An 11,844-nucleotide genomic window follows, 5' to 3' on the forward strand; every position below is an offset into this window, starting at 1 on the left:
ATGGGAGCCTTCGACAACCTGCTGCAGCCCGGCCGCATCGGCAACATGGAAGTGCGCAACCGCATCGTGATGGCACCGATGGGTTCGAACTTCGCCGAGGCCGATGGCACCTGCGGCGAACGCATCCAGGCCTATTACGAAGCGCGCGCCGCGGGCGGCGCCGGCCTGCTGACCATGGGCGTGGTCGCCATCGCCTATCCGCACGGCACCGCCGAGCCCTACCAGGTGGGCCTCTCGGACGACAAGTTCATCCCCGGGCTCAAGGGCATCGTCGACCGCGTGCACAAGCACGGCGCGAAGATCGCCGCCCAGCTGCAGCACGCCGGCAAGAACTCGGTGCGCGACCTCGCCGAGGGCCGCGAGCTGTGGGTGCCGTCCATGCCGCCGGCGGTCAAGACCGACATGTTCGCCGCGCTGACGCAGGAGGAGCTCGGCGCCTTCATCAGCTCGTCGAAGGGCCGCGAGAAGGCCGGCGTGAAGATCCGCGTGATGGAGCAGGCCGACATCGCGCAGATGATCGAATGGTTCGCCGCCGCGGCCGAACGCGCCCAGCGTGCCGGCTTCGACGGCGTCGAACTGCACGCCGCACACAACTACATCATTGCCGGCTTCCTGTCGGGCTACTACAACAGGCGCGACGACGAATACGGCGGCTCGATCGAGAACCGTGGCCGCTTCCTGCGCGAAGTGATCGCCGGCGTGCGCGCTCGCGTCGGTGCCGACTACCCGGTGTGGCTGCGCCTGGACGCCTATGAGCTGCGCACCGAGGGCGGCATCACGCTGGAAGAAGCGAAGGTCTTCGCGCGCATGGCCGAACAGGCCGGCTGCGACGCAGTGAGCGTGTCGGCCTACGCCAACACCAGCACCGGCGTGGCCTTCACCGAGGCGCCGCTGGTGCAGCAGAAGGCCGGCTTCCTGCTGTGGGCAGCCGAGATCAAGGAAGCGGTGAAGGTCCCGGTGATCGCCGTTGGCCGCCTCGAGCCCGAGGTCGCCGACAACGCCATCGCCGCCGGCCAGTGCGACTTCGTCGCCATGGCGCGCAAGATGCTCGCCGACCCCGAACTGCCCAACAAGCTGATCGAGAACCGCCCCGAGGACATCCGGCCCTGCATCTACTGCTACGCCTGTGTCAGCCAGATCTTCGTCAACCAGCGCGTCAAATGCGCGGTCAACCCGATGACCGGCCACGAGGCCGAGATCCGCCTGGTGCCGGCCGTCAAACCGGGCCACGTGCTCGTCGTCGGCGGTGGCCCGGCCGGCATGGAGGCGGCGCGTGCCGCTGCGCTGCGCGGTCACAAGGTCACCCTGGTAGAGCGCAGTGGCCGGCTGGGCGGCACGCTGTTCTTCGCCGCACTGGCCTACGCCGAGAACGGCGCCCTGCTCGACTACCTGACGACGCAGATGAAGAAGCTGCACATCGACGTCCGCCTCGACACCGTCGCCACCCCCGAGCTCGTCCGCCAGCTCGGCGCCACCGCAGTCATCGTCGCCACCGGCGCCGAGCGCAATGCGCCGCCGATTCCGGGTGCCGACATGGACCACGTGTGGTCGGGCGACGAGTTGCGCCGGCTGATGACCGATGACCGCGCGGACGAGATCGCCAAACGCAAGCTGTCCTTCACCCAGCGCACGCTGATGAAGGCCGGCAGCCTCGTCGGCGTCACCGACAGCACCGACGCCATCCAGAACCTGTCGCGGGTGTGGATGCCGCTTGGCAAGAAGGTCGCCATCATCGGCGGCGGCCTGGTCGGCGTCGAACTGGCCGAGTTCCTGGTCGATCGCGGCCGCGAGGTCGTGGTGCTGGAAGAAGGCCCCAGCCTGGGCCGCGAGCTGTCGATCGTGCGCCGCTGGCGGGTGCTGGACACCCTGCGCCAGCATGGCGTGGCGCTGCACACCAAGGTGAAGGTCGACGCGATCGACAAGAAGGCGCTGCGCTACACCGACGCCGAGGGGCAGCAACACACCCTGGCGGCCGATTCGGTCGTGCTCGCCGTCGGCGCCCGCCCGGACGACAGTCTGGCACGTGCGCTCGAAGCGGCCGGCGTGCCGGTCAGCGCGGTCGGCGACGGCGCGCAGATCGGCTACATCGAGGGTGCCGTCAAGTCCGGCATGCTCGCCGGGCTGTCGGCCTGAGCCTCACCATCGTCCCTGGGCCGGGCGCGCGGTGCACATGCCGCCGCCCGGTTTTTTTCGTTTCCGCCCACCCCACGCAGGGGCGACGCCCCCACGGGAGCACACGATGAGCACCGCCGCCACCGCAATCTGCAACCTCCTCTACCGCTACGCCGAAGCCATCGACGAAGGCCGCCTCGAGGACGCCGCCGCCCTCTTCCGCCACGCCCGCATCGAGACCGGCGCTGCCGGCCCGCTCGACGCCGACGGCCTGCTCGCCCTGTGGCGCAAGATCCTCGTCATCCACCCCTGCGGCACCCCCCGCACCCGCCACCTCGTCACCAACCCCATCCTCGACATCGACGAAGCGGCCGGCACCGCACAGGCCCGCTCCTGCTTCACCGTGATGCAGGCCACCGACGCCTTGCCGCTGCAGATCATCGCCAGCGGCCGCTACCACGACCGCTTCGCCCGTATCGACGGCGAGTGGTGTTTCGTCGAGCGCGACTACCGCCAGCTGGACTTCACCGGCGACCTCAGCCAGCACCTGCGCATCGCGATCAAGCCTCGGCCGCAGCCCTGAACGCCCAAGCGGCGGCGCACTTCCAATAGACTGTGCGCCCCGACACCTCCGCTGCGCAGACCGATGAAGATCGACAAGCTCCCGCCCGGCGCCCGCTTCCACTGGAAAGGCCGCAACTACACCAAGGTCGGCCCGATGACCGCCGCAGCGGACGGCGGCGGGGTGGACTTCATCCCCAAGCACGCAACGCTCCAGCCCATCCCAGGCGAAGCATGGGCCACCGAGGCAGAAGAGGAACCCACCCCCGCGCTGGATTCCGTAAAGGTCAGGGCTGCGTTCGAGACCTATCACCGCGCAGCGCTGCGGCTTGTGGACGACGCCGGACGGCTGGAACTGGAAAGCGCGCGCGTACGCTTTCTGGCCGAGATCGGATGAGGCGCTTGCGCTGCATGGGTGACGCGCAAGGCAGCGGCGATCTGTCGCGCTAGGCGCTAATCTGCTCGGAGACCTCTATGAGATTTCCATCCGGGTCGCGCAGATACACGGAAAGTATGGGCCCGATCGCCCCAGTACGCCTGACGGGGCCTTCAATGATGGGCCTACAGCCTCGCACACTGCGCGGCCCCGGGTCCATGCAATCCATCATCCTCATTCACCCTTATCAACCGAGGACCGTTCTCTCATGACCGATCTGTTCACCCCGCTCCAGGCCGGCGACCTCCTCCTGCCGAACCGCATCCTGATGGCACCGCTGACACGCTGCCGCGCCGAGGACGGCCACGTACCCGGCGAACTGATGGCCACCCATTACGCCCAGCGCGCCAGCGCCGGCCTGCTGATCGCCGAGGCGACGATGGCGATGGAAGGCAACTCCGCTTTCTGGCGCGAGCCCGGCATCCACTCCGAAGCCCAGGTCGCGGGCTGGAAGAAGGTCACCGACGCGGTGCATGCCGCCGGCGGACGCATCGTGCTGCAGATCTGGCACGGCGGCCGCGCCTGCCACCCGCTGCTCAACGACGGCCGCCAGCCAGTGGCGCCTAGCGCGCTCGCAATCACCGGCGACGAGGTCCATACGCCCGAGGGCAAGCAGCCCTACGTGGTGCCGCGTGAGCTGCGCGACGACGAGCTGCCGGCCATCGTCGCCGGCTTCGCACGTGCCGCCGAGAACGCGCGCGCCGCCGGTTTCGACGGCGTCGAGGTGCACGGCGCCAACGGCTACCTGCTCGACGAATTCCTGCGCGACGGCAGCAACAAGCGCAGCGGCCCCTACGGCGGCCCGCGCGAACACCGCGCCCGCCTGCTGTTCGAGGTCATCGAGGCGGTGTGCACGGTGTGGGGCAGCGGTCGCGTTGGTGTGCGCCTGTCTCCGCTCAACAGCTATAACGACATGGCCGACAGCGACCCGCTCGGCCTCATCGAGTGGCTCGCCGGCTGCCTCAACGACTACCGCCTCGCCTACCTGCACCTGATGCGCGGCGACTTCTTCGGCAAGCAGCACGGCGACGTGATGACGCCGGCGCGGGCGATGTTCCGCGGCGTGCTGATCGGCAACATGGGCTACAGCGCCGACGAAGCCGAGGCCGCGATCGCCGCCGGCAATCTCGACGCAGTCGCCTTCGGCACCGCCTTCCTCGCCAACCCCGACCTGCCCGAGCGCATCCGTCGCAAGGCCGCGCTCAACGCACCCGACCCCGCGACCTTCTACACCCCGGGACCGCGGGGCTACACCGACTATCCAACCCTGGCTGCGGGCGCGTAAGGCCCCACCACACGGCGCCGGCACGCGGTCCTCAGCGTGCCGGCCTCCGCACTCGTCCCCCGCATTGGCCCGTCACCAGGCGGCGGAACACCCCGAAGCTCCATCGGTGTCCCCGTGTATCAACCCGTTCCGGGAGCGGGCGGCCACACGGGTGACCGTACTTCGTGTGCCCGTAATCTGCGCGATATCGTTCAGTGAGCCGAGTGAATCTGCTTAACGTCTAGCTTTTTTAACTCAGTGAAGGGCCCGAACCTGCGGTTAGCACATTAGCGCAACGACGCGCCCCAAACCGGCCGCTTCGTGCTCGCCGACACAGTCGATGAGTTCGAAGTCCCGGAGTGCTGCGGCCGTGCCAGTCACGGAGTGGCCTATCAGCGCGATAAGCTGCGGTCTGCCTACCGACCGATGAAGCTTCGTCGCCGCATCGATCTCGAACTGCACCCACCGGCTCTCCAAGGCGCCCGGCGAGAGGGCGACGATGAAGACATCGCACATACCGATGCTGCGCCGCAACTGATCAGCAACGGCCCGATCGCCAATGAGGGAATCGCGACCGAACCAACTGGCGAAGGGCATGAGCCAGTGCGGGATGTTGGCACGCTGAAGGACCCTGGCGACACGTCCTGCGAGTGCATCGTCTGACGAGGCATAGCTGACAAAACACGTTCGCTTGGTCGCAAGGTGGGGCATGAGCCCGAGGCGCTCGTCGTCGTCGGACCATTGCAGGCATTCCAGAAACTGTGCCGCGTCAAGCTGCGCAGCGAAGAAGCTCACGTGCCTGAGACGCGTCATGTACCAGATGGCACCCCGCAGGTCCGCATGGGAAAAACAGCACTGATACAGAGCCGCCTTAGAAAAGTTGGCGTTGATGCAAACCGCACTCGTCAGGTCGACTCCATCCAGCGCTGCATTGTCCAAATACGCATCGCTAAGGTCGGCGTGGGCAAGGTTCACATTGCTCAGTGTTCTGCCGCTCAGGAACGCATGGCGGAGTGAAGCGTGCTCGAAGTAGCGCTCTCCTCTCGCGTAGCGGGCCAGAAGTTCCTGGTGTCCAACAGGCGGTATGTAGCCTTGAGGCTTGCGATACTTGAACAGGGTCATCGGCGACCTCCTGGGCTGACTTCGCCTTAGTTGCGCTCGAAATTCCACGCATTCAACGTTGGAGGTAAGGAGCGCGTATCCGGGCTTCCGGTGGAGGGAGCAAACTAAGCCTCATACGACAGCAAGACCATTTCCGCTGCCTCCTGCCGAAGCGGGATGAGTGACTGATACGCAGCCGACGAAAACCAACTATTCAAAGCGGTGACGGTTGGAAAACGGATGACGACGATATCTGGATGTGGGTTATCGCCAGCAAGGGCAGCCAATTGTTTGCCACGAAAGACAAGTTCGCCTCCCCAAGGAGTTAATGTCCCAGGGACTTTGCTTCGATATTCCGCCCACATTTCGTGGTTCTTCACCGTGATGTGACCAACGACGTATGCGCCATTCATTCTCAAGAGTTCCAAAGGTGATTAAGAGTAGAGACACCCAACGAATAGGGTTTATCCCTCGCGCCGCAAGCGCCGTTCAGTGTGCGGGCGCCTGCCGCGAGGGATAAGCCTTGTCGAACTGAGCCGATCTGGCGGTAATGCTGCCGATTCTACGCTCGGGCCGGCAGCGCCCGGCCAACTCCGGCAATCCGTGATGATCTCGATCATGTGCCAACGTTCGACCTCACAGCGGCCGGCCTTACGCTCAGTGGCGGTGCGAGCGTGCCGGTTTTTTCAACTGATCAATAGCCATCATATTCAGGAGCGCGAGCATCGGTCAGCCCAATACTTGAGCTGCTCGAACGAGTGAATCCGCTCGAAGCCGACAGGTTCCTCCTTGGCTTCTTCAGCATCCACCTTGCGCTTGAAGACGGGAATCTCCGGTGTGCAGCGGGCCGCAAGGTCACGAATGCAGTATTCATCTTCCTCGGAGATTCTCGGCCCCAGGAACACCCTGGTTATCGCGCTTCGTTCGAATGGAACAATCCGCGCTTCTGTAGCCTGCTCACTATCCGCCAAGAGGAGTAGCCTCCACTCTCCCTCGTCGCGCCAGTGCCAGTGCTTGATGCAGCACAGGGCACCACAAAGCCACTGGTCGAGAGTGAGCGAATCAGTGAGGAATTCCGATGGACACAACTCCAGGCGCTTCTCGACATACAACACTGGCATGAGATAGGAGGAAAACCCGGACCTGTCCGTTGATGTCGAGAACTCTATAACCGCGCCTGTGTGATTGGCTCCGTACGTTCCCCACATCCTTTGATTGTTTCGATACTGCGAGAAGCAGGTTACGCCCGAGTGCCGCATGACACTAGAAAGCATTGCGTTAAGCTGCTGAATGAAATACGCGTAAGTCTCTGTCGCCTGACTCTCCAGATCGCCGCTCTTTATTGCCTCGACCGCCTCCTGCACGGAATCGAACCAGCGCTCGTGAACCAGTTGCTTTGCAAGCACGCGGTACTTGCTCTCGGGCACCTCGGTGTAGAGCGAACGGACACGAAACTCGTACAGGTCATTCAACTGCGAAACAGGGGCAAAGTAGAACGCGAGATCACGCACGATCTGCGCGACTCGAGGTGCAGATTGGTACTTGTAGACATAGTCAGGCTTCTCCATAACGCGCCCTGCACCTCCCATATGAGTCCGTCGTCATGTCATGGATTCAACATAGACGAGCACCATGGACTCGCAAGTGGATTGCGGGCTGGGGTGGCACCACGACCTCAGCCCGCAGAGCATCGGCCCCGCCAGCATGTCGTCCGATCGGACGATGCTCCCCGACCATCAACTCTCGTAGCGTGGTTGGCACCGCATGCGCCCGCAGCGCCGGGCGTTGCGCCTACCCCATGGAGACAGTTAGATGGTCATCGACAACACAACAACAATTGGCGTCATCGGCGGCACCGGCAAGCTGGGCGCCGCGCTTGCGCGCCGCTGGGCAAAGGCGGGGCTGCGCGTCGAGATCGGCTCGCGTGACGCCGGCAAGGCGCGCGAAGCGGCGGCTGCGCTGGCTGCGGAGACCGGCGCCGCGGTCGGCTCGGGGCTCAATGCAGACGTCGCCGCCCGCGCCGACCTGATCGTGGTCAGCGTGCCCTTTGCATCGCAGGTGGCCACGCTGGAGGAGATCCGCGCCGCGGCGGCCGGCAAGCTGGTGGTGGATACCACGGTGCCGCTGATGCCGCCCAAGGTGATGCGCGTACAGCTGCCGCCCGAGGGCTGCGCCGCACTGCGCGCCCAGCACACGCTGGGCGAAGCCGCCCGCGTGGTCTCCGCCTTCCACAACGTGGCCGCGCACAAGCTGGCGACCGATGAGGACATCGCCTGCGACGTGCTCGTGTTCGGCGACGACAAGGCCGACCGCGCCCAGGTGGTCGCGCTGGCCGATGCCGCCGGCCTGCGCGGGCTGCACGGCGGCGCCCTGGCCAACTCCGCAGCGGCCGAGGCGATGACCTCGGTGCTGATCTTTCTCAACAAGACCTATCGTGTCGACGGCGCCGGCCTGTGCATCACCGGCGAGCTCGACATGAACACCGACGCCTGAGGAGCCGGCCATGGGACGCCGGCTGTGTTTCGAAGCGCTTGCCGGCATCCCCGAGGTCCGGCCCGGCGACGCGCTGGCACCGATGATCGTGACGGCGCTGGCGGCGAATGGCAGTGCGCTGGGCCACGACAGCATCGTTGTGGTGGCGCAGAAGATCGTGTCGAAGTCGGAAGGCCGCTTCGCCTGGCTCGATGAGATCGTCCCTTCCGCCAAGGCACAGGAGCTCGCCGACATCACGGGCAAGGATGCACGCCTGGTCGAGCTCACGCTGTCCGAGTCCACCCGCGTGCTGCGCGCGGTACCGGGGGTACTGATCGTGCGTCACCGCCTGGGTTACGTGATGGCCAACGCCGGCATCGACATGTCCAACGTGCCGGACGAGGTGGGCCGCGAACGCGCCCTGCTGCTGCCGCTCGACCCCGACGCCTCGGCCGCCGCGCTGCGCGAGGCCTTGCGCCTGGCCACCGGGCAGGCGGTGGGCGTGATCGTCAGCGACAGCTTCGGCCGCCCGTGGCGCAACGGCGTAGTGAATGTGGCGCTGGGTTCGGCCGGCATTCCGGCGCTGATCGACCGCCGCGGCGACACCGACCGCCACGGCCGCACCCTGCAGATCACCCAGACCGCGTTTGCCGACGCGGTGGCCGCCGGCGCCGCGGTGGTGATGGGCGAAGGCGACGAAGGCATGCCGGTGGTGGTCGCCAGCGGCTTCATGCCGGCCGCGCCCGAGACGGATTGCCGGGCGCTGGTGCGCCCGATCGACACGGACCTGTTCCAATGAGCGCACCCAGCATCCTCGCCCTGAGCGGCGGCGTCGGTGGCGCCAAGCTCGCCGACGGCCTGCTGCACGCGGCCGGCCGCGGCCGGCTCACCGTCGCAGTCAATACCGGCGACGACTTCACCCACCTGGGCCTGCACGTTTCGCCCGACATCGACACCGCGCTATACACGCTCGCCGACCTCGCCAACCCCGAGACCGGCTGGGGCCGGCGCGACGAGACCTGGACCTTCATGGACGCGCTGGCCCGCCTGGGCGGCGAGACCTGGTTCCGCCTCGGCGACGGCGATCTCGCCACCCACGTCGAGCGCACCCGCCGGCTGGCGGCCGGCGAGCCGCTGTCGGCCATCGTTGCCGACTTCGCGCGCCGCCTCGGCATCGACGCCGACATCGTGCCGATGTCCGACCAGGCGCTGCGCACCCGCGTGCAGACGGATGAAGGCACGTTCGACTTCCAGGACTATTTCGTGCGCCAGCAATGCCGCCCGGTGACGCGTGCGGTCGAATTCGTGTTCGCACCCGACACGCGGCCCTGCGCCACGCTGGAACGCGCGCTCGCCGACGAGGCACTGGGCGCCATCGTGATCTGCCCTTCCAACCCCTACCTGAGCATCGCTCCCATTCTGGCCGTGCCCGGCCTGCGTGCGCTGCTGCGTGCACGCGGCGTGCCGATCGTTGCGGTTTCGCCCTTGGTCGGCGGCGCTGCGGTGAAGGGGCCGACGGCGAAGATCATGACCGAGCTGGGCGTTCCGGTAAGCGCAGACGAAATCGTCCGCCACTACGGCGACCTGCTCGACGGCTTCGTGCTGGATGCGCGCGATGCCCACCTGCGCGAGCGCATGGCGCTGCCCGTCCATGTCACCGACACACTGATGCTGAGCCCGGCCGACCGCGTCCGCGTTGCACGAGAGACGCTGGCCTTCGCGGCCGCGCTGCACCACAAGCCCTGAGCGAATCGCGTTCCATCCCATTGACGCAATCGTTCGCCCGAAAAACCGAGCTTTTTCAGCTTTAGCCGAATTGCATCCAAAGGAAGCCAGCACAAGCTTGTTTTGATTGCGCTTTTTGCTTCTCCCTGACAGGCCGCCAGCACGCCAAAGCGAGTAGCCGTCGTCGTATCTGAGGTGTTTCAATTTTGCCAAGGACAGCACCAAGACCATGCAGACACGACACTCCACTCCCCTCGCAACCCTGGCCACAACGCCTGCCACGCAGCGCGCCGGGTGTGCTGCCGCCTCGACGGGAGCGCGGCCATGAGCTGCTGGGCCGTGGTGCCGCTCAAGGCACGCCGCCTCGGCAAGATGCGGCTGGCCGGCATGCTCGACGAAGCCGCCCGCGCCGGACTGGTGCAGACGATGCTCGACACCGTGCTGTCGGCCCTTGCGGATGCGCAGGAGATCGACCATGTCGCCATCGTCAGCAGCGAACCCGAGCGGATCCCCGCCGGCGTGCTGGCCCTGCCCGACCTCGGCCAGGGGTTGAACCCGGCCCTGAGCACGGCCGCCGACAGGCTGCGGGACCACGGTGCGAGCTCGCTGCTCGTCATCCACGCCGACCTGCCTCTGGTGCGAGCGAGCGAGATCGACCGCTTCGTCCGCGCCGGACGGCGACAGGGACTGGCGCTGGCGTCCGACCGCCACGGCACCGGCACCAACGCGCTGTTCATCGCGGACAGGCTGGACTTCCCCTTCCGCTTTGGCACGAACAGCCTGTCGCACCACCTGGCGGAAGCACGCATCCGTCGCATCACCCCGGCCCTGCCCGCATTGAACGGCCTCGCCATCGACATCGACACGCCCGCCGATCTCGCCTGCCTGCTGCCGGCAGCGGGCGTTTCCCTCAAGCCCTCCCGCTGGAGCCTGACGCCATGCACAACCTCGCCATGCACGACCTCGCTCTGAGCCGACTCGCCCGCGCGCGGGCAGGACACACGCTGTCGCCCGAAGACATCCACCTGCTGGCCGAGCACGCATCGCACGCCGAGCTGCTGCAGACCGCCGAAGCCCTGACCGTGGCCGGCCACGGCACCCGCGTAGGCTACTCGCGCAAGGTCTTCATCCCGCTCACCCGGCTGTGTCGCAACACCTGCGGCTACTGCACCTTCGCCACCACGCCCAAGTCGGTGCCGAGCGCCTACCTGAGCGCAGACGAGGTGCTGGCCATCGCCCGCGCCGGCGCGGCGGCAGGCTGCCACGAGGCCTTGTTCACCCTCGGCGAACGCCCCGAGTCGCGCTACCAGGCAGCACGCGACGCCCTCGCCGCGCTCGGCCACGGCTCGACCATCGAATACCTGGCGGAGATGGCCGCGCTGGTGCATCGCGAGACCGGGCTGCTGCCGCATGTAAACCCCGGCACCATGAGCGCCGAAGAGATCGCCCTGCTGCGCCCGCTGTCGGCGTCGATGGGCATCATGCTGGAGTCGTCCTCCACCCGCCTGTGCGAACGCGGCGGCCCGCACTGGAAGTGCGTGGACAAGCACCCCGACGTTCGCCTTGAAACCTTGCGCCTGGCCGGCGAACAGGCGGTGCCGATGACCACCGGCATCCTGATCGGCATCGGCGAGACGCGGCGCGAACGCGTCGACGCCCTGCTCGACCTGCGCGAGGTGCACGCGGCGCATGGGCACCTGCAGGAGATCATCGTGCAGAACTTCCGCGCCAAGCCGGGGACCGTGATGGCAGGGGCGGACGAGCCCGGTCTGGACGATCACACCTGGACGATCGCGATGGCACGCCTGATCTTCGGCGCCCGCATGTCGATCCAGGCGCCGCCCAACCTGCGGCCTGGCGAGCTCGGCCCGCTGCTGCGCGCCGGCGTCAATGACTGGGGCGGCATCTCGCCGGTCACGCTCGATCACGTGAACCCGGAAGCAGCCTGGCCGCAGATCGACGCGCTCGCCGCCGAGACCGCAGCCCACGGCCGCCACCTGCGCCCCCGCCTGCCGCTCATCCCCTCCTTCGTGGGCGAGGCTGCGCTGTGGACCGACACCGCGATGTGCACCGCCCTGCTGCGCCGCGCCGACGCCAGCGGCTTCGCCCGCGCCGACGACTGGATCGCCGGCACCGGCCAGGCCCCCTCGCCCGCCGCGCTGCGCGCCTTCGT

General features: G+C 67.0%; 12 protein-coding genes. 9 read left to right on the top strand and 3 right to left on the bottom strand.

The features are described 5' to 3' along the window. The 4 genes from B447_RS09780 (at position 1) to B447_RS09800 (ending at position 4,394) form a co-directional block, all read left to right on the top strand. The gene (locus B447_RS09780; protein ID WP_002939174.1) at positions 1-2,133 is read left to right on the top strand and encodes an oxidoreductase; all 2,133 of its coding nucleotides are present in this window, start codon (positions 1-3) and stop codon (positions 2,131-2,133) included. A gap of 106 nt (positions 2,134-2,239) precedes the next feature. Continuing rightward, complete coding sequence (locus tag B447_RS09785; RefSeq protein ID WP_002925220.1) at positions 2,240-2,695, top strand: nuclear transport factor 2 family protein; 456 nt, start codon at positions 2,240-2,242, stop codon at positions 2,693-2,695. Positions 2,696-2,758: 63 nt separating this feature from the next. Further along, complete coding sequence (locus tag B447_RS09790; protein ID WP_002925223.1) at positions 2,759-3,070, top strand: hypothetical protein; 312 nt, start codon at positions 2,759-2,761, stop codon at positions 3,068-3,070. Between the two features lie 247 nt (positions 3,071-3,317). After that, entirely contained in the window at positions 3,318-4,394 is a 1,077-nt protein-coding gene (locus B447_RS09800; protein WP_002939176.1) for an alkene reductase, read from the top strand. Between the two features lie 258 nt (positions 4,395-4,652). On the opposite strand, the gene B447_RS09805 is transcribed toward B447_RS09800, so the two are convergent. From B447_RS09805 to B447_RS09810, 3 genes are all read right to left on the bottom strand, one after another. Further along, on the bottom strand, positions 4,653-5,495 hold the full coding sequence (locus B447_RS09805; RefSeq protein ID WP_002939177.1) for a toll/interleukin-1 receptor domain-containing protein: 843 nt from the start codon (positions 5,493-5,495) through the stop codon (positions 4,653-4,655). Between the two features lie 104 nt (positions 5,496-5,599). Beyond that, entirely contained in the window at positions 5,600-5,887 is a 288-nt protein-coding gene (locus B447_RS22145; protein ID WP_002925232.1) for a DUF1330 domain-containing protein, read from the bottom strand. Positions 5,888-6,184: 297 nt separating this feature from the next. Continuing rightward, positions 6,185-7,042 carry a DUF2971 domain-containing protein gene (locus tag B447_RS09810; RefSeq protein ID WP_002939180.1) on the bottom strand — a complete coding sequence of 286 codons (858 nt, stop codon included), beginning with the start codon at positions 7,040-7,042 and terminating at the stop codon, positions 6,185-6,187. A 244-nt stretch (positions 7,043-7,286) separates the two neighbouring features. On the opposite strand from B447_RS09810, the gene npdG reads away from it, so the two are divergent. The 5 genes from npdG to cofG all read left to right on the top strand — a co-directional run. Further along, complete coding sequence (gene npdG / locus B447_RS09815; protein ID WP_002939182.1) at positions 7,287-7,967, top strand: NADPH-dependent F420 reductase; 681 nt, start codon at positions 7,287-7,289, stop codon at positions 7,965-7,967. A gap of 10 nt (positions 7,968-7,977) precedes the next feature. Next, positions 7,978-8,745, top strand: coding sequence for a coenzyme F420-0:L-glutamate ligase (gene cofE / locus B447_RS09820; RefSeq protein WP_002939183.1), 768 nt, complete (start codon positions 7,978-7,980; stop codon positions 8,743-8,745). After that, entirely contained in the window at positions 8,742-9,692 is a 951-nt protein-coding gene (cofD, locus tag B447_RS09825) for a 2-phospho-L-lactate transferase (protein ID WP_002939184.1), read from the top strand. The genes cofE and cofD overlap by 4 nt, the downstream gene beginning before the upstream one ends. Before the next feature lie 303 nt (positions 9,693-9,995). Further along, a complete protein-coding gene (gene cofC, locus B447_RS09830) occupies positions 9,996-10,643 on the top strand; it encodes a 2-phospho-L-lactate guanylyltransferase (protein WP_002939185.1) in 648 nt (215 codons plus the stop codon). After that, positions 10,610-11,844, top strand: a 1,235-nt coding sequence (cofG, locus tag B447_RS09835; RefSeq protein WP_002939186.1) for a 7,8-didemethyl-8-hydroxy-5-deazariboflavin synthase CofG, incomplete at its 3' end; no start/stop codon positions are given. The genes cofC and cofG, both read left to right, overlap by 34 nt.

The organism is Thauera sp. 27, from assembly GCF_000310125.2.
GTDB lineage: Bacteria > Pseudomonadota > Gammaproteobacteria > Burkholderiales > Rhodocyclaceae > Thauera > Thauera mechernichensis.